Here is a 21,300-nt window from a genome sequence, read left to right as displayed (position 1 = left end):
GGATTTTATGAGTGATTGGACTGAGCGTCTTTCTAATCTTTCTCCGAAAAAACGCGAATTACTGGAGCTAAAGCTTAAAAAGAAAGGTTTATTGCATGTTTCCTTAAACGAAACAGTTAATAAGCCTGATGGGCATAACAATGAAGCAAAGGAAATTGCAACGGATGGTATCGATCATATTAAGATGAAATTTGGATTATTCTTTTTTTCTAGTACCGGACAAGCAAAAGAAGAGGATATATATGAATTACTGCTAGAAACGACTAAATTTGCAGATCAAAATGGGTTTTCATTTGTTTCAGTCCCAGAAAGGCACTTTCGCGATTTCGGTGGGTTATATCCTAATCCATCTGTCATTGCATCAGCACTTGCTGTTGTTAGTGAAAATATTCAAATCCGATCAGGCAGTGTAGTTATGCCATTACATCATCCAATTCGTATTGCGGAAGAATGGTCAGTTGTTGATAATTTATCAAAAGGTAGAGTAGGACTTTCATTTGGTACAGGATGGAATCCAAGAGACTTTGTATTCAACCCAGAAAATTATGATCATCGTCGAGAGATAACTTTTCAAGGAATTCAGACGCTGAGGAAATTATGGGCTGGTGAAGAGATCATCTTTAAAGGCTTTAAAGATGAAGAAGTAACTATAAACTTGTCACCAAAGCCGATGAACAAAGATTTGCCTGTTTGGATAACTAGTTCTGGAAGTTCTGAAACCTGGATTAAAGCAGGAGAAATGGGTACTAATGTCCTTGCTGCACTAATCTCACAAAATTTTAATGAACTGGCTCATAATATTCGATTGTATCGAGATTCTTTACAGCGACATGGCTTTCGCCCGGATGATGGGGTTGTAACGGTCATGTTGCACACCTTCCTTGGTGATGACGATGAAAATGTAAAAGAAAAAGTTAGATCGCCGATGTATGAGTATCTCAGCAAGTTTCTCGCTCAACAGAACAATGTGACTAAAACATCAGCAGGAAATAGCTTTGAAAATGAACTGGAGAACATAATTCACAGTTCCAAAGAAGACTTACTTGCCTTTTCTTTTGAGCGATATTACAAAGGAAGTTCCTTGCTAGGCACTCCTGATAAGTGTGAGAAAGTGATTGAGAAGCTTGGAGCAATGGGTGTAAATGAAATTGGATGTCTTATTGACTTTGGTCTTGATCTTGATTCCGTCATGGAAAGTTTGGAAAAATTAACGGTTCTCAGAAAAAAATATTCTTCTATAGACCTAAGCGGGGATGAACAATAATGAGCGATTGGGAAAAACGGCTATCATTACTTAGTCCTAAACAGCGAGCATTGTTAGAGAAAAAACTGGAAGAGAAGAGGAAAGACACGGAACGTGTACCGTCTAGAATCCAAAAAAGACCGCTGGGACGTTACATACCAATGTCGTATGCACAACGGGCATTATGGATTGCCGACCAATTGGATCCAGGTAGTGCGGTTTATAATATTTCGCTTGCGATGCGCTTAAAAGGGAACCTGAATGTTAGCGCAATGGAGAGCAGTATAAATAAAATTATGCTGCGTCATGAAGCCTTACGTACAATTTTAAAAAATAAAAATGGTGACCTTATTCAAGAGATCAGTCCAACTTTTCATATTCCACTTTCTGAAAAAGATTTATCGCATTTGTCACCAGATATTCTTGAAAATGAATTGCAGAAGATACTTAAGGAACATGGAGAGGTTCCTTTTGATCTGAGTAATGGTCCTTTAATTCATACGAAATTGATAAAATTGGGCAATCATGAGCATGTACTGTCAGTTGTTGTTCATCACATTGTATTCGATGCATGGTCTTTAATGATTTTTCTTCAAGAATTGCGTTTTTTTTATACAGAAAATCTCCAACAAAAAGACGAATTAGAAGAGCTCTCCATTCAGTACGGTGACTATACAACGTGGCAGCACGAGATGTTAGATAGTAAGTCTATTCAATCACAACTATTGTATTGGAAGCAGCAACTAAAAGGTGCTCCAACATTTTTACAACTGCCTACTGATCGTCCGCGTCCTGAAGTACAGACTTTTCAAGGGAAACAACTTTATTTTATATTGCCTGAAAAGCTTATGGACGATTTGAATGATTTAAGTCGTCAGGAAGATGCAACTATATATATGACTCTGCTAACTGCTTGGGTAACATTACTTTACCGTTATACGGGTCAAGAAGATATTGTACTGGGTTCGCCAACAGCCGGACGCAATCTGGAAACACAAAATCTAATAGGTTTCTTTGTTAACACTTTGGCGATACGGACAAATCTTTCAGGTGACCCCAGTTTTCGTGAACTTATCAGACAGGTTCGCTTAACAGCCCTGGATGCATACAAAAATTCAGAGATCCCTTTTGAAATGATTGTGGATGCACTGAAACTGGAGCGTAGTACTAGCTATTCTCCATTATGCCAGGTTAAGTTTATTTATCAGAATGTTCCTGGCATGTACTTGCAACTGCCAGAGCTTGATGTGCAATTCCTCCAAACAGATACCGGCACAGCTAAATTTGATTTGATGTTAGATGTGACCGAATCACCTTATGGCTCTGGAGGGAGAATTGAGTATAGTTCAGAACTATTTCTAGATGAAACGATTCAACTTATGAAGAATCACTTTATGAATTTACTTCAAAGCATCGTTGAAAATCCGGATCAAAAGATTGGTGCTTTATCAATAATTTCTGAACATGAGAGGAAGGGCAGATTGATGAAAAAAAACAAAAATGAGGAATTTAAGAAAAAATTTATTAAAGATAAGCCTAAAGCAATGACCATATCAAACGATACTTTAGTTTCCAGCAGTTTTATTGATCCAGAAACAAAAATGCCACTCGTTGTTAAACCAAATGCTCAAAATATCAATCTTGCAAAATGGATAGTTGGTAATGAGGAAGCAATGAATAGAAAGTTAATTGAATATGGGGGGATTCTTTTCCGAGGTTTTCAAACCGGATCTACGGAAGAATTTGAACAATTCACAAAAGTAATCGCTCCAAATCTTCTCAACTACAATGAACGGTCAACACCACGTTCAGAGGTTAGTGGGCAGGTTTACACTTCGACTGAATATCCAGCAGATCAGTTTATACCTATGCATAGTGAATTATCATATAGCTCCAACTGGCCAATGAAGATCTGGTTTTATTGTGTGAAAGCTGCACAAGAACAAGGGGAAACACCACTTGCAGATAACCGAAAGGTATTTGAACTTCTTGACAAAAAAATTCGAGAGAAGTTTATCGAAAAAAAAGTGATGTACGTTCGCAACTTTGGTGTAGGATTGGATCTCACTTGGCAAAATGCATTTCAGACGGAAGATCCTGCTGAAGTGGAACGTTATTGTCATAGTGCTAAAATTGAGTTTGAATGGCTAGAAAATGGCCGTTTGAGAACAAGACAAGTATGTCAAGCAGTAGAGAATCATCCTGTAACAGGGGAAACTCTTTGGTTTAATCAAGCGCACTTATTCCACGTATCTAGTTTGCCTGAGGAGACGCGTAGTTCTCTTTTAGCTGTGATGAAAGAGGAGGACTTACCTCGTAACACTTATTATGGCGATGGTAGTCCAATTGAAATTGAAGTATTAGATGCTATTCGAGAAGCGTATCGAAAAGCAATTATTGTTTTCCCCTGGCAGGAAGGTGATGTGCTCATGTTAGACAATATGTTGATTGCTCATGGGAGAAATCCATTTGTTGGCCAGCGAAAAGTAGTTGTGGCAATGGCAGAGCCTTACCAAAACGTACAAAAATAAAATGGGAATTGATTCAAAATAAATTAAATGAGGTGGGCAAGTATGGATGGTTTGAATAGTATTCAGGGTTTTCGAGTGTCTCCTCAGCAAGAACGCTTATGGACGTTTGGGGAAAATAACTCATCAATTTGTTCTCAATGTTCAGTAACACTTAAAGGTACTTTAAACTTCACTAAGTTACAATTTGCAGTTCAAAAACTCATTCAAAAACATGAAGCACTACGCACTACTTTCAAACAGTTGCAAGGAATGGAAATACCTTTACAAATTATACATGAAGAACTTTCACCAAAATGGATGCAGTTAGATCTAAAAAAAGAAAATCAGGCTGAAAATACAAAAACGCTAGAGGCGTTATATTTGAAGGAACGAATGACACCGTTTGATCTGGAAAATGGTCCTTTAATTAGATTGAATGTAATCTTTCTTACAGAGGAACAAACTAAATTATTAATCACTATTTCAGCATTATGTGCTGATACGCTTAGTCTTCAAAATATCGTCAAAGAAATTGGAGAAGCGTACGGAACATCTACAGATTTTGAAGAAGTTGAAGAACCGCTCCAATACATCCAATTTTCAGAATGGAAAAACGATATATATGAAGAAGAGGCAGAAGAAGGTATCGCTTTTTGGGAAAATCAGAACTGGGAAAATACAATGAAATTAAAATTACCTTGGTCTGAAGCGTCCAAGAATATTCCCATCAATATGCCCAATATAGTAAGCACTACTCTTTTGCGTGACCAATGTATTGAACTTGGAGACATAGCAGAAAATTGGGGGCTTACGTTAGAGGATCTGTGTTTTTCTAGCTGGCATTTATTCATGTGGTATCTGACCGGGCAAAGTGAAATTGTAACTGGTTACGTATTTGATGGTAGAAAGTATGAGGAAATGGAAGAGACAGTCGGATTGCTTGCTAATCCAGCACCTGTTGGATACAAAATAATAGCCAATACCCGTTTGGATGAAGTTCTACAAGGAATTGGTGAATCACAATATAAGGCATATCAATGGCAGGAATACTTCTCTTTTAGGAATTATCAAGCACATCATCCTTACTTTTCCAGCGGATTTGAGTACGTTCCATTTATGGAAATGCCTTCAGTAGAAGGACTTGATTTTGAAATTGAAACTTTAATAGTTACGGCAGACTTCTTTGATATTAAAATGGTTTGCTCTAAGTTAGAGGATGAATCTTTAAAATTCGATTTATACTACACGAATCCACATTGGGGAAAAGAATATGTAAAGGAGTTGCTCCAATCTTATATTAAACTTGTTCAAAGTTGTATAGATCAATCTAAGATTTCAATCGCTGCTTTAGACATATTGAGTGTAGGGATGAAAAGAAAACTTCTAGAAGAGAGAGAAATCGGCTCAGTTGAGTCACGCCGTTTTTCTGCTGAATCCTTTCATATTCTGTTTGAAGAGCAAGCAAATCGTACACCTGATCATGTGGCATTAATTTTTGAAGATCAGCAATTGACCTATCGTGAACTTAATGAACAGGCTAATAAACTCGCTCATGCTTTATTAAGAGAAGGAGTAGAGTTAGAAAATAAAGTCGGAATCTGTATGGAACGTTCCGTACATATGATTGTTGCCCTTCTCGGCGTACTGAAGGTTGGTGGAACTTATGTACCGATTGATACTGGTTTCCCAGTTGAACGGAAGCAATTTATATTGGAAGATTCAAAAGTGTCGCTGCTACTGACGCAAGAACATTTGCTTCCTACAATAAAGTCAATAAAAACACCAATGATCTGTTTGGATCGTGAATCAAATAGAATTCAGAGTGAAAGTAAGAGCAACTTGGATCGCTTTGTGAAAAATGATAGTTCTGCCTATGTAATATATACCTCAGGTTCAACAGGAAAACCTAAAGGAGTAGTTGTAGAACATCGACAGATTATAAACTATCTAAATGGCATGCATGATCGATTCAGCCTGGGGGACTCCGCTAGTTATGCAACAGTTTCTACACTTGCGGCTGATTTAGGAAATACTGTGATTTATATGTCTTTATGTACGGGTGGTAGTTTGCATATTATAGGGCAGGAAAGGTTACTAGATGCAAAAAAACTCGCAGAGTACTTTATCACTCATTCAATCGATTGTTTGAAAATCGTACCGTCTCATTTATCTACATTGCTCTCTTCATCTCAAGCAGTCCACATTTTTCCAAAACGTTTGCTAATACTTGGTGGAGAATCGCTCTCATGGGATCTGGTTGGCAGAGTACAAAAACTAGATTCTAAATGTGAAATCATTAATCATTACGGGCCAACGGAAACTACAATTGGTGTCACAACTTACAAAGTGAACGTTGATGCTGGTAATTTTGCATCGTCAACTGTGCCAATTGGAAAGCCTATTGCAAATACGCATGTATACATTATGAATCCTTATCAACAGCTCACTCCATTCGGTGTCTCGGGAGAATTATATATTGGAGGAGATAGTTTATCCAGAGGTTATTTGGACAACCCGGAGCTTACTGCTAAACATTTTGTCTTAAACCCTTTAAATGGTAAGGAAGTTTTATATCGAACCGGGGATATTGTACGCTATCTACCTGAAGGAAATCTGGAATTTTTAGAACGTACTGATGATCAAGTTAAAATTCGAGGATATCGTGTTGAGATAGAAGAGTTGAGATACGTATTGGAAAAACACGCATCCATTAAAGAGGCATTCATTTTACCTTTTGCTGAAGATGAAGAAAAACAACTTATTGCTTATTTAGTAGCTTCTTCGGATCAAGAGCCATCTAAAGATGAGCTGAGTGAGTTTATAAAAGCTACTTTACCAGATTATTTTATTCCTTCTTTTTTTGTCTTTTTAAAACAATTTCCGTTAACAGTCAACGGAAAGATCGATCGACAATCTCTTCCAGATCCTGTTAGTCAAGATGTAGAATCAAAAATTCCTATTGTTTATCCGGAAACATATACCCAAGACTGGCTGGCCAATATATGGAAAAAACTATTAGGAATCGATGAAATTAGTATACATGCCAAATTCTTTGAGATTGGCGGAAACTCTTTGAAAAGTATCAATTTATTATCATCAATACAAGAAGATTATGAGTATATAACGTTGGTAGATTTATTTGATCATAATACTATTGCATCCCTCAGTGCATTTATTGAAAAAAGAGAGGGACAAAAGAAAACAGAAGATATAATTGAAAATTTCGAGTTGTAATTGCTAAAACACTTTTGGATAGGAGGAGTAGAATGTCTACTAGCGATATCGCCGTAATTGGGCTTAGCGGGCTTTTTCCTGGTGCCAATAACTTGGATGAAATTTATTATAATTTGAGTAATGGAATTGATAGTGTCAAAGAGCTATCTGTGGATCGAAAAAAAATTACGTCAATAGATCAGTATAAAGATTATCAAATTGGTGGATATCTTGACCGGATTGATGAATTTGATTATCCATTCTTTAACTTATCACGTAATGAAGCGCTGAATATGGACCCACATCAACGTATACTACTGCAATTAGTATCTTGTGCAATTGAAAATGCAGGATATAGTTTGCGAGAATTTAAAGGTAGTAGAACCGCAGTCATTATAGGTGCTCCGGGGGCACCTAAACCTTCTTATTATCAATTAATTTCAGAATTTGACCCTACAGCAGTACCCGGAAATTTACACTCCGTTATCTCAGGAAGAATTTCTAATTTTTTTGACTTGCATGGCCCTGCTATGGTCATAGATACAGCATGCTCCTCTTCTTTATTAGCCATTCATGAAGGTTGTAATAAAATTTTGGCAGATGAAGCGGACATAGCTATTGTTGGTGGAATTAATTTGAATTTCGATTTTTCCCTCAAAGAACCGGGAGATGAAATTTTAGGAGTAGAATCTCCAGACGGAAAATGTAAAACGTTTGATGCTGCTGCAAATGGAATTGTGGGAGGAGAGGGAGGAGGTATCGCTATCCTTAAGCCACTTGAACAAGCGCTGAAGGATGGGGATATCATTCATGCAGTAATTAAAGGTGGAGCAGTTAACCAAGATGGAGGACGTTCCACTGGAATTACAGCTCCAAGTTCCGTTGCACAAACTGAAGTGATCACCAAAGCATGGGGAAGGGCTGGAATTAATCCTGAATCAATCTCCTATATAGAATGTCACGGAACTGGTACACATATTGGTGATCCGATTGAAATTAAAGGATTAACAGATGCATTTAATAGCTATTCAAACAAACGTAAATTTTGTGCAATTAGTTCTCTTAAAACGAATATTGGTCATCTGGCTGGTGCAGCGGGGATAGCAAGTTTTATTAAAGTAATACTTTCTTTAAAATATAAAAAACTGTTTCCATCACTTCATTTTAATACTCCTAATCCACATATTAATTTTGAAGATACAGCTATATATGTGAATACCAAATTAAAAGATTGGAATGTTGAGGAGGGCGTAAGGCGAGCTGGAGTAAGTGCATTTGGCCTAAGTGGAACTAATGTGCATATAGTCCTGGAAGAAGGACCAATTCAGAATACAAATGATGTTTCTGCAACAGAACAAAATTGTTTGGTAACACTCTCTGCAAAATCGTCTAATAGTCTGAAGAGATATAGCGCCAGCTTGATAGAGTACTTGAAGAAGGATACTCCAGGATTCGAAAATATTACGTATGTTCTCAATCATGGACGTGATGATCATTTGTATCGTTATGCAGTAACTGCGGCGAATAAAGAAGAACTTATTCAGGTTTTGGAACGCGATTTTGATAACGGTCAAGAGATTGCTATGTCTAAGGAACTAAATATTGTCTTTTTGTTCTCACATGACATAGACATTAAAAGGAATCAAATTGAATATCTGGTTAATCAATATCCTGTTTTTAATAAGACATATACTGAATGTTTTGAATTAGCAGGAAAACAAGCGGATAATCAAAATGTTTCAAAACTAATATTTCAGTTTTCCTTATACCAGCTTTGGCGTTCCTTTGGAATTTCATCAAAAAAAATAATTGGATATGGCGTTGGGAACATTGTCGCCAAAATTATTTCAAAAAAAATATCTCTATCAGAAGGAATAAAAGAAGCTATAGATTTAACATTGGAGCCATTGGATGTAAATAAATTACGTGTAATAGTATCTAAATTGAGTGAAACCGGACATCTATTGTATTTAGAAATGGGAGCGCACGGAGTTCTGTCAGAAAAAATAGAAAGTTTTACTAATCAAATAAATAACTTATGTATTTTTTCATCATTTGTTCCAGATAAATCATTTTCGCTAATGGAAACTCTTTCAGCGATGTATATGAAAGGCTTAAAAATCAACTGGGACAGTTATTATAAATCAATCAAAAATCAGCGTGTGGAGGTTCCAACTTATTCGTTTGAAAAGATTTCATGTTGGGTAGAAGCTCCAAATACATTCAAAAGACATGATAGTCAGGAAAAAGCACCTGACAATAAAAGCGTTACATGTCGTGTTACCGGTCTGAATGTTACCAGCACCGAGGAAACATTAGCACAAATATGGGCAGAGGTTTTGAAGCTAGATGAGATTGATGTAGAAGATGACTTTTTCGATCTAGGGGGAAGTTCCTTAAATGGTTTACGTTTAATTGGAAGAATTGATAGAGTTTTTAATGTGGAAATCAATTTCGAGGACGTATACGAATACCCTACCATCAAAGAATTATCAACATATATTGATTCGCTGGAGTGTGCAAAATCGGATGAAGTAAACGAGTCGGAGATTAAAAGTAATACATTGGAAATTTTTCCTATAAATAATAATGAACAAATGCCACTTTCTTTTGCACAACAAAGCCTATGGTTTTTGGACCAGCTAGAAGAAGGAGAAAGCTCCCTATATAATGTTCCACTCGCAATACAATTCAGAGGAGTGCTTAATCAGGAAGCATTAAATAAAAGCTTGGTTGAAGTAGTTAAGCGTCATGAAGTATTAAGAAGTACATTTCCAGTAGTAGATGGGAAGCCTTTTGTGAAAATTGAAAAAGCAAAAGACAGTATTCTTAATGTTACTGATTTAAAGCATTATTCTTTAAAAGAACATAAAACAGAAATCTCTAAATGGATTGATGAAGAATCAAAACGACCTTTCGATCTTGTTAAAGGCCCGATACTACGATCGAATCTGCTTATCTTAGATAATAATGAGTATGTTTTGTTAGTGACAATGCATCATATTGTATCGGATGGGTGGTCAATCCAAATATTAATAAGTGAGCTTGTTTCTTTCTATAATGCCTTCGTTGAAGACAAATATCCTGTGTTGGAATCACTACCTATTCAATACTATGATTACGCAAATTGGCAGCAAAATTACTTGCAAGGCAAACAATTAGAAAAATTATTAGATTACTGGAGAAACAAACATCATGAAGCACCACTGTTGTTGAAGCTTCCGCTTGATTATGATCGTCCCACTATACAGAATTTTCAAGGAGCTAGTTACTCCTTTCAGCTGGGAGTGGAATTGACAGAGAAACTCAAGAAATTAAGTCATAATGAGGGTGCGACCTTATTTATGATACTCTTAGCAGCTTGGAAAACATTATTATATCGATATTCAGGCCAAGAGGATATCGTTGTAGGTTCTCCCGTAGCAGGTCGCCAGCTTGAAATAGAAGGATTGATCGGATTGTTTATAAACACCTTGGCATTGCGCTCGGATTTATCGGGGAATCCAACTTTCCGTAGCTTCTTGCAGAGAGTACGCAAAACAACCTTAGAAGCATTCTCTCACCAGCAGCTACCGTTCTCTAAGCTTCTTGATACTCTAAAAATTCCTCGCACATCTAGCTATTCGCCATTAGTGCAAGTGATGTTTGATTATCACAACCATAAGTCATTATCAAGAGAAGAAAAACCTGTAGGGATGGATATGGAATTTATTTCTTCAGTTACAGAAAAGGCTAAGTTTGATCTATGTATGACCTTAGCAGAAGGTGATAATGAGATTATAGGTATTCTAGAATATAGTTCAGTACTCTTTAAGCAGTCTACTATAGAATTGCTCATGGAAAGATTTTTCAAACTAATTGAATCTATTGTAGATTATCCTGAAACACAGTTATTAGACATCGAAATTGAGCGTCAAAAGGTTCCTACATTTATAAAAGAGCAAATTGCCAACGATGAATTAATTGATTTTGATTTTTAATTATGATGAGAAAAATTAAAAGTTCGAAAGGAGTTCTACTCTCATGGCCTTACTTTTTGATAAACAGCTGAAAAAAGAACGTGATTATTGGCTTGAGAAGCTTTCTGGAGAGGTTTCAGGTGCAAATTTTATACTTGATCACCTTCGTCCTACTCATTATGTGGAGAAGCGTTCAGTCCAGAAGATTACTATAGGACATGAGTTATACGCAAAGGTAAGAGAGTTATCTAAGGAGTCCCCATTTCTAACTTATGTCTTTTTAATGACTGCAGTAAAAATATGCTTATTTAAATATGCAGAACACTCTTGCATCAGTGTAGGGAGTCCTGCCCGAAAAATGGAAATAAACTCACATCATATAGCACCAAATTTAGTTACGATTGTCGATAGAATGGAAGAACAAACTATACTCAGTGATCTACTGAAGCAGATTCGAACAACTTTACTAGACGCTTATAAACATCAATCTTATCCATTTGAAAATGTTTTAAGCGACTTAAATATCGATAAGAACCAGAGAAACTCTTCTATATTTAATATCATCCTAGCATATTCCAAGATTCACGGTGAAATTCCTGATTATAAAAACGATATCACTCTTACATTCACTGATCATGGAGATACCCTCGTAGGAGAGTTGATGTACAATACCAGCTTGTTTCGTTCTGAGACGATTAATAGGTTTTCACAGCACTTCATGAATGCCTTGAGTGACTTGGTAAACAATAACCAAATTACGATTTCTGATGTTAATCTCTTATCTGAAGACGAACTTCAACAAGTTTTAGTAGATTGGAATCAAAATAAAGCTGATTTTTCAGTTGATGAGAGTTTCCATAAATTATTTGAAGATCAAGTTTTAAAAACGCCTCACCAGGTCGCAGTATGCTTTGAGGAACAAAAGTGGACATATTCTGAATTGAATTCAAAAGCCAACTGTATTGCCAGAGCATTGATTCATAAAAACTTAGAATATGGTTCAGTAGTTCCACTGTTAGCTGAACGTAGTGGTTGGTTTCTTGCGGCAGTTATTGGGATTTTCAAAGCAGGGGGAGCTTATCTCCCCTTAGATCCTGCACACCCTGAGGAACGATTGTCAAATATTATAAAAAAAAGTGAAAGCTCTATTGTTTTGGTCACCTCAGATAAAACCGCAAAAATGAAGAAAATTCTTGAGAATGCTGCTGGAAATATTCTTTCAAAATTTTTAATTGTAGACGAATTACTTGTGGAAAATCAGGATGAGCGAAATACAAATATCATCACAGGACCAGATCATCTTTCTTATGTTCTTTTTACATCAGGGTCTACTGGTGAACCTAAAGGAGTGATGATTGAACAGGCGGGAATGATGAACCATCTTGAACTGATGATCAGAGATTTTGAAATAAAAAATCAAGATGTTGTCGCGCAAACGGCATCCCAATGCTTCGATATTTCAGTTTGGCAATTTTTATCACCATTATTAGTCGGAGCAAAAGTACATATTTTAAATAATGAGGTGACAAAGGATCCTGAAAAATTATTTCAAGAGATCGAATCAAATGGCGTTCAGGTAATGCAGATTGTTCCTTCATTTCTAAGAGCATTTCTTAATGGATTGGAAAGTGGACATTTTTCGAAAATGGATCTGTTAAAACTTAAATGGTTGAGTGTAACCGGTGAGGCTTTTCCTCCTGATATCGCTCGAAAATGGTTTGATCATTATTCACATATTCCACTTATGAATGCATATGGTCCATCTGAGTGTTCTGATGATGTCACGCTATATCCTATTTATGAAAGTCCTCCAGAGAACGTAGTCAATATTCCTATTGGAAAAGCGATACCTAATTTGCAGATTTATATTCTTGATAGTCATTTAAGACCTGTTCCTATTGGTGTGACAGGAGAGATATATGTTGGAGGAGTAGGAGTCGGAAGGGGATATTTAAATGATCTCGGAAAGACAAACGCGGCATTTTTAGGCAATCCTTTTGTAGACGATTCAAAAGCGAGGCTGTACAAAACAGGTGATTTAGGAAGGTATTTAAGCGATGGGAATTTGGAATATGTTGGTCGTACCGATTACCAAGTAAAGGTTCGAGGCTATCGTATTGAGCTTGGTGAAATTGAAGCCGTATTGAGGCAGTATCCAGATATTATTGATGTAGCAGTCATGGTTCGAAATGATGTAGGGGCAAATACGCAAATTGTCTCGTATGTAGTGTGCAAAAAAGGAGGTCTATCAGAAGAAGCAAAAATAAAGGCGTTTTTAAAGAAACGACTTCCGGAGTATATGGTGCCAAACATTTTTGTGTGGATGGAGTCCTTACCACTTACAGCAAACGGGAAATTGGATTACAAGGCATTGCCTAAACCGAAATTTAGCAACACAGAAGATGGGCATAATTATGTTGCCCCAAGAAATTATGTAGAACAAGCATTGGCAGATATTTGGGCTGAGGTGCTGAAATTGGATAAAGTGGGCATCAGAAGCAACTTTTTTGAGCTAGGTGGAGATTCAATATTAAGTATTCAAATGGCATATAAGAGCAAGCAAGTAGGACTATTTTTCCGTCCGACGAATCTGTTGGAGCATCAGACGATTGAGGAACTGTCAAGTGTTATTACTGATGCAAAACCAATTCAAGCTGAACAAGGCCTTATAAAGGGAGCGGCTCCGTTAACTCCTGTTCAAGAATGGTTTTTTGAACAGGAGTTTATAGATGCCAATCATTGGAACCAGGCAACATTTTTGAAATTGCGTGAACGTATCAAGGTAGATGTTTTACAACAGTCTATTAAACAATTACTTGAGCTTCATGATACATTGCGCAGTCGTTTTGAAAAAAACAAGGACGGTATTCGACAAGTATTTCAAGAGAATATTACTTCGTTACCTTTTGAAGAAGTGGATTTAAAAAATCTAGATAGAGACGCTCAAGATTCTATGATTAAGAAATATGCGGAGAGCTTTCAAACAAGCCTAGATATTTGGAGAGGTCCACTCATACGTGTTGTTTTGTTTGAGATGGGTGCAAATGAACATCAACGGTTGTTAATCATAATTCATCACTTGGTTGTTGATGGTGTTTCATGGAGAATACTTTTAGATGACCTGCAAACAATCTACCAGGCCTTACGTCGTGGGGAGACCCCGAAGTGCTCCAACAAGAATACTTCTTACAAAATGTGGGCTGAAAGGTTAAAAGATTATTCGAATTCTACTACAGTACTAGAAGATCTCTCAAACTGGATGAGTTTGAATAGAGAAAATATTCCTTCTTTGCCTGTTGATATGCCAAGGAAAGAAAACAAAGTAGACTCAGCTCGAATAGTCTCAGATGGATTGACAGAACTGGAAACAAAATCTTTGTTGCAGGAAGTCCCAAGTATTTACAAAGTACACATAAATGATATTTTACTGACTGCGTTAATAAGTGCGTTTAGTACATGTTTTGGACAGTCCTCATTGCTAATCAATATGGAGGGTCATGGAAGGGAAGATATTTTTATTGATTTGGATGTAAGCAGAACCGTTGGTTGGTTTACAGCAGAATTTCCTCTTCTCTTGAATTTAGGTCCAGAATCTCTTTCTTCAAGAATCTCTAATATCCATAATCAACTAAAGCACATATCTCAACGTGGTCTCCATTATGGACTTCTTCGCTATTTACATTCAGAACATCAAGTTAGAGAACAACTAGCAGACTTAGCTAAGCCAGAAGTAAGTTTCAATTATCTTGGACAGTTTAATCAGGGAGCATCAGTCGGATCCTTGTTTGAAGCTGCTTTTGAATCTACAGGATCTTTGAGGAGTATTCGAGGTGATAGAAACTACATTCTAGATATAAATGGGGCTGTAATTGAAGGTAGTTTACGTTTTAACTGGGAATATAGTGACAATCTTCATCATCGCTCAACGATTGAATCTCTTGCGCAAAGTTTTAATGAAATTCTTCGATCTATCATTCATCTTTGTTCACCTAAAGAGAAGATGAGAGTACAAGAATTCGAACAAAAATCACTAATTTCTACAGGTGATACGAACCTAAAAAGTTACCCACTCTCACATATGCAAAAGTGGTTCTTTGACCAAAACTTTGAAGATAGTCATTACTGGAATACGGCCATTTTGTTAAAGCCTATTCGTTCTTTAGAAGTACAGTTACTTAAAGAGGCAGTTTATCATGTTACACTGCATCATGATATTTTTTGCATGCGTTATGCTAATGTAGAATCTGGCTGGATACAATTCTATAAACAACATGAAGATTTTCAAATCTTTGAATATGTGGATTTTTCAAGTGTTGCGCATGATCAACAGAACAAGATGTTGGAAGAATCGGTAAATAAATTTCACTCCAACTTTAATCTAGTTGATAGACCCTTAATAAAAGTAGTGCTTTTTGATCTAGGAATTAATGGTCAACGTGTATTCATTGTTGTGCATCACTTAGTAATTGATCACATGTCTTGGTCTTTTTTGATGGAAGATATACAGACTGCTTATTTGGATTTAAAGAAGGATTTAGTTCCACGCTTGCCAGTCACGACAACTACTTATCGAGAATGGACAGCGAAACTAATTAAATATGCTCAATCACTAGAAAACAATATTAAATTGTTAGATTGGGTGGAAGAACAAAAAGCTGCAAGCACTTATTTGCCCATAGACTATCCCAATGGAATTAATAATGAGGAATCTTTGGATGAGTTTTACTTCAAGCTTGATGTGGAGGACACCTCAAACTTATTCCAAAAGGTTCGAGTTAAATATCAGATGCATATAGGTGATATATTGCTTACAGCTATGGCTCTAACTCTAACAAAATGGAAAGATGAGCATAATGTTCTCATTGATCAGGGAATACATGGGCGCGGAGATATATTTGCTGATGTAGATTTGACACGAACGGTTGGATGGTTTACTACATCCTTTCCAACAAAGTTTGAATTTCAGAGCACGGAATCTATTGACAAAATATTGTATGCAACAAAAGAATGTCTTGAGATTAGTCGCCAACATGGCTTTAATTATGCCGTTATTAGGTCACTTTCTAAGAATGAAGACATTAATAGAGTCTTGTCTGAAGTACCAAAACCAAAAGTTTCATTTGATTATGATGGCCCAATGATTGAGAGCACAGGTGGCACAGGAGGAAAGGATTTTACATTATGGAACATCGCCTCTGAATCACGCGGCTCAGTTCGTAGCCCGAGCTCGAAAAGATGTTATGAAATTGATGCTCGAAGTTGGCTGTTTGATAATGAGATTATACTGAACTGGCAATTTAGTACAAATCTTCATGAGAAATCAACTATAGAAAAAGCATCTGAGTTATATCAAAACTTTATTAAACAGATTATTGCATCTGTTTAAGCTAAGAAAACAAAAAGGAGGCGCTAAAATTTATGAAGGTATCCTTTGATCAGTATAAAGAGTTGTACACACAGTATATTTCTCCACAGCGTGCAAAGGTAATTTTCCTGCTCATTTTATTACTTAGTGGGATTAGCTTACAGTTGATCAGTCCGCAAATTTTGCGTCATTATATTGATGCTGCAGGCACTTCTGGTGGTTTGGAGATTTTAAAAGTAGCAGCTCTCCTTTATATTGGTCTGACTATTGTTAATCAAATTATCCAAATTTTTGAGACGTACATTGGAGAAAGTGTTGCTTGGACAGCCACAAATGCATTACGCCAGGTATTAACTTTGCATTGTTTAAAATTAGATACTTCATTTCATCAACAACACTCCTCTGGAGAAATGATTGAGAGGATTGATGGAGATGTCACCAACTTAGCTAACTTTTTCTCACGGTTTGTAATTCAAGTGTTAGGCAATATATTACTGATTTTTGGAGTCGTATTCATTTTAATAATTGAAAATATCTGGGTTGGTCTGTGTTTTGCGGTTTTCACCGTATTGGCACTATTTACTCTAAATCGAATCCGTGAGTACGCTACGCCTTTCTGGGTAATCGCGCGTCAAGCAAGTGCAAAGTTTTTTGGATTCTTGGGAGAACGTTTGACAGCTGTAGAAGAGATTAGAACTAATCAAGCTACTTCTTATGTGATGCGTAAGTTGCATGAGAATATGAGTAACCTACTAATAAAAGAGCGAAAGGCTTATGTACGCGCTCGTGCGTTGTGGCCTGCTACAATTTTGGTATTTGCAGTAGGGTATGCTTTAGTATTTATACTTGGTTCTTATCTAATGACTAATGAGCTTATTTCAATGGGAACCTTATTTCTGATGTTTTATTACATGGATATCTTACGCGCGCCACTTGAGAATATAACTTTACAAATGGAGGATTTCCAAAAGGCAAGTGCTAGTATTCAACGTATCCAAGAATTAATGTCTATGAAGACTAACATTGAAGAAGAAAATAAGGCTACTCTTTCTGAAGAAGCATTAGCCGTAGAATTTAATAATGTGACATTTAGTTACGATAAAAATTCCTCAATTCTTAATAATCTGTCATTTACACTGGAAGCCGGAAAAACCTTAGGTTTATTGGGGCGGACGGGTAGTGGAAAAACTACAATTACAAGATTGTTATTGCGTTTACAGGAAGCAGGAAGCGGAAACCTATATATCGGAGGACATGACATTCGACATATTCCGCTTGCAGATCTTCGAGAACATGTTAGTATCGTGACTCAAGATGTGCGCCTTTTCAGTGCTACTGTGAGAGACAATATAACAATGTTTGATTCAAGTGCTTCTGATGAAAATATTGTAAAAACTCTAGAGGAAATTGGATTAGGGGATTGGTTTAAAGGCTTGCCTGAAGGATTGTATACGGAAATTTCACCAACTCAAAATGGTTTGTCCGCTGGCCAGGTTCAGTTACTAGCTTTTGCTCGTGTTTTTTTGAAAAACCCAGGTTTAGTCATACTGGACGAAGCGTCTTCACGCCTCGATCCTGGTACTGAAAAGCTTGTGGATAAAGCTATGAAAAAATTGTTTAAGGGACGGACAGCTATCATTATTGCTCATCGCCTGCAAACTGTTCAAAAGGTGGATGAGATCATGATTCTTGAAGACGGAAATATTGTTGAATATGGTAAGCCTGAAAATCTCGAGCAAGATCAACACTCTCGTTTTGCTCAACTGAAAAGAGCTGGTTTGAAGGAGGTTATAGCGTGAAGATATGGAGATTGGTGGGTCACTTAATTCGTTTCCGTCCACGACTCTATTTGGCAACATTTCTACTGTGGGCATTTGTACATGGGCTCCCATTAATCACAGGAATTGCCTTAAAAGAAATCTTTGACGCTTTAGGTGGAGGTTCAGTCGCTTCTAACGGAATTATTTTTTTAATTATTATTTTAGTTTCGACATTACTTGCACGTGCTATCACGCTTGTGGCTGGTTTCTACGTTGATTTCACCTTTATTTTTGTAGTGGCAAGTTTATTGCGCAAAAATGTGCTTCAACATATTCTTAAACGTTCAGTTACCAAAGAGCCAGCTACATCGGTAGGTGATTCAATCAGCAGATTCCGAGATGATATTGACGAAATTGCGGGGTTTGTTGGTTGGACAGCCGATCTGATTTATCGACCAATCTTTGCAATTGTAGCTTTACTTATTATGTTTCAAATTAATTATAAATTAACCTTAATCATTTTTGTTCCGTTGGCTCTTTTGATGATTGTAAGTAATATTGCTAAGACCTATGTAGAAAAGTATAGGAGAGAAAGTCGTCAAGCTACGGGACTCGTTACAGGGTTTATTTCTGACACATTTGATGGAGTAGAAACAGTAAAAACTTCTGGTTCTGAAAACAGATTAGTGATGTATCTTCAGCAACTTAATAAAAAAAGACAAGTGTTATCTGTTAAAGATAAGCTGTTTAGTGATTTGCTGAATACTATTTTTGAGAACTCAATTCGTTTCGGAACAGGTTTAATACTTTTTTTTGGAGCAGCATCAATTCATGATGGAAGTTTTTCAACTGGCGATTTAGTTTTATTTATTTTCTATTTGGGTTGGTTAGGAGAAGTAACACACTTCCTTGGACGATTGATTGCAAGGTTTAAACAAGCTGGAGTATCTATAGATCGTACTTTAGAAATACAAGGTGGTGAAATGGATAAGTTGATTGAGCACGGACCAGTCTATTTAGATGGTCAATTACCTGAGGTTCCTTATGTAAGAAAGTCAGAGGAACATTATTTAAATTCATTGAAGGTTGAAGGTTTAACGTATATATACCCTCAATCAACAATAGGAGTTCGAGATATTGATTTTGAAATTCAAAGAGGGACGTTGACCGTAATCACTGGTAAGGTCGGATCTGGAAAGAGCACACTTGTTAAGACACTGCTAGGTTTATTACCCAAACAGAAAGGTAAGGTTTACTGGAACGATCAACTTGTAGATGATCAAGGAGATTTCTTTACATCCCCAAGAAGTTCGTACACTCCTCAAATTCCTAGGTTATCTAGTGAGACGATACGTGAGAATATCTTGATGGGGCTTCCGGAAGACAAGGTTAACCTTGAGCAGGCGATCCGATTATCTGTGATGGAAAAAGATATTTTACAGATGGAGCAAGGGTTAGACACGATAATAGGAGCGAGAGGAACAAAGTTATCTGGGGGGCAGTTACAGCGTACTGCAGCTGCACGCATGTTTGTACGAGAAGCTGAATTGTTAGTGTTCGACGATCTATCAAGTGCACTCGATGTGAACACAGAACATACCATGTGGGAACGAATCTTTAATAGTCAAAATGCTACTTACCTAGTTATTTCAAATCGTCCAGCAGTTCTGCGACGTGCAGATCAGATCATAGTGATGAAAGATGGAGAAGTCGAGGCTAAAGGGGATCTAGATCATTTGTTAGAAACTTCCAAGGAAATGAAAGTTATCTGGGACAGCATACAATAGGATTCATTTGTGACATTCTAGCCGATCTAAAAAGGAGATTAAAATATGTCGTTACTACAAAATGTTTATAACTTGGAATCTGAAGTTCGTAGCTATGTACGAAGTTTTCCTACTGTATTTGAAAAAGCAAAGGGTTATAAAATTTTTGATACTAACGGAAAAGAATTTATCGATTTCTTTGCTGGTGCAGGAGCTTTGAATTACGGACATAACAATCCATTATTTAAAAAGAAGTTAATGGAATATATCATGAACGACAATATAACTCATAGTTTAGATATGGCGACAGTTGCGAAGGATAAGTTTATGGTACGTTTTAATGATGTGATTCTTAAACCCCGCGATATGGAATATCGCATTATGTTTACCGGGCCTACTGGGACAAATGCTGTGGAAGGAGCACTAAAGTTAGTTCGCAAGGTAACAGGTCGCGAAAATATTATCTCATTTACAAATGCTTTCCATGGTATGAGCTTGGGATCCTTAGCATTAAATGGAAATTTTGCTAAGCGGAGAGGAGGAGTACCTTTACACTATACTGTTCATATGCCTTATGATAATTATTTTGGTGAGGCATTAGATACGCTCTCTTATTTAGAAAAATATCTAGAAGACTCGGGGAGTGGTATTGAAATTCCTGCAGCTGTTATTCTTGAAACGATACAAGGAGAAGGTGGGCTAAATTCGGCTAGCATTGAATGGTTACAGGGGATTGAAAAGCTTTGCCGGAAATATGAGATACTACTTATTGTTGATGAAATACAAGTAGGGTGTGGACGAACTGGGTCGTTCTTTAGTTTCGAATCAGCAGGAATCAGGCCCGATATTGTATGCCTATCAAAATCTATAAGTGGTTATGGCTTACCTATGGCGTTAAATCTTATTAAACCAGAAATTGATATATGGTCTCCTGGGGAGCATAATGGGACATTTAGAGGGAATAATTTGGCCTTTATTACTGCTACTGAAGCGCTATCTTATTGGGTCAATGAAGATTTTAGTAGAGAGATTCAAGATAAAGCAAAGATCATTCACGGAGTTTTAAAAGCAATTACAACTGAGTTCACTGAGGTTCCCATGACTGTACGGGGTAGGGGAATGATTCAAGGTTTGGCATTTGATATAAGCGGATTTGCTTTACGGGTCAGTGCCGCTGCTTTTGAACGCGGATTGTTAATTGAAACTTCAGGTTCGAAAGGAGAAGTTATCAAATTAATTCCACCATTAATTATTGATGAGGAAGGTTTACAAGCAGGATTAAGCATCCTTAGAGAAAGTATTAAAATATGTATTGATAATCTTAGATGTGAAGTTTAAAAGCGGATTGTTTCATTTAGTATTTAGCTGATATCATACTTATCGTTCTTATAATAAAAGTAGTATAAATAAAAAATTCAATGTAAACTTTTATATTAAGTTATTTTCTGGAAACTAGATAAATACTGTTGTTGACTCGTCCCTGT

At 36.7% G+C, this 21,300-nt stretch carries 8 protein-coding genes; all 8 read left to right on the top strand.

Annotated elements, in window-relative coordinates; all coding sequences use genetic code 11:
- Positions 1-7: 7 nt before the first annotated feature.
- The 8 genes from IEW26_RS07610 to ectB are packed head-to-tail and all read left to right on the top strand — an operon-like array spanning position 8 to position 21,154.
- Positions 8-1,264 carry a MupA/Atu3671 family FMN-dependent luciferase-like monooxygenase gene (locus IEW26_RS07610; protein WP_229729728.1) on the top strand — a complete coding sequence of 419 codons (1,257 nt, stop codon included), beginning with the start codon at positions 8-10 and terminating at the stop codon, positions 1,262-1,264.
- Positions 1,264-3,774, top strand: coding sequence for a condensation domain-containing protein (locus tag IEW26_RS07605; protein ID WP_188591928.1), 2,511 nt, complete (start codon positions 1,264-1,266; stop codon positions 3,772-3,774). Before IEW26_RS07610 ends, IEW26_RS07605 begins: the two co-directional genes overlap by 1 nt.
- A 42-nt stretch (positions 3,775-3,816) precedes the next feature.
- Entirely contained in the window at positions 3,817-6,987 is a 3,171-nt protein-coding gene (locus tag IEW26_RS07600; RefSeq protein ID WP_188591927.1) for a non-ribosomal peptide synthetase, read from the top strand.
- 32 nt (positions 6,988-7,019) lie between these two features.
- Positions 7,020-10,946 (top strand): condensation domain-containing protein, encoded by a 3,927-nt coding sequence (locus IEW26_RS07595; protein WP_188591926.1) that lies wholly within the window; start codon positions 7,020-7,022, stop codon positions 10,944-10,946.
- 43 nt (positions 10,947-10,989) lie between these two features.
- The gene (locus IEW26_RS07590; RefSeq protein ID WP_188591925.1) at positions 10,990-16,311 is read left to right on the top strand and encodes a non-ribosomal peptide synthetase; all 5,322 of its coding nucleotides are present in this window, start codon (positions 10,990-10,992) and stop codon (positions 16,309-16,311) included.
- Positions 16,312-16,343: 32 nt separating this feature from the next.
- Positions 16,344-18,089, top strand: coding sequence for an ABC transporter ATP-binding protein (locus tag IEW26_RS07585; protein WP_188591924.1), 1,746 nt, complete (start codon positions 16,344-16,346; stop codon positions 18,087-18,089).
- Positions 18,086-19,837 carry an ABC transporter ATP-binding protein gene (locus IEW26_RS07580; RefSeq protein ID WP_188591923.1) on the top strand — a complete coding sequence of 584 codons (1,752 nt, stop codon included), beginning with the start codon at positions 18,086-18,088 and terminating at the stop codon, positions 19,835-19,837. The genes IEW26_RS07585 and IEW26_RS07580 overlap by 4 nt, the downstream gene beginning before the upstream one ends.
- Positions 19,838-19,882: 45 nt before the next feature.
- The gene (gene ectB / locus IEW26_RS07575) at positions 19,883-21,154 is read left to right on the top strand and encodes a diaminobutyrate--2-oxoglutarate transaminase (RefSeq protein WP_188591922.1); all 1,272 of its coding nucleotides are present in this window, start codon (positions 19,883-19,885) and stop codon (positions 21,152-21,154) included.
- Positions 21,155-21,300 lie beyond the last annotated feature (146 nt).

The sequence above is a fragment of the Paenibacillus silvae genome (assembly GCF_014639235.1).
Lineage (GTDB): Bacteria > Bacillota > Bacilli > Paenibacillales > Paenibacillaceae > Paenibacillus > Paenibacillus silvae.
Note: the sequence above shows the minus strand (reverse complement) of the source record. Positions and strands in the feature narration are given on the sequence as shown.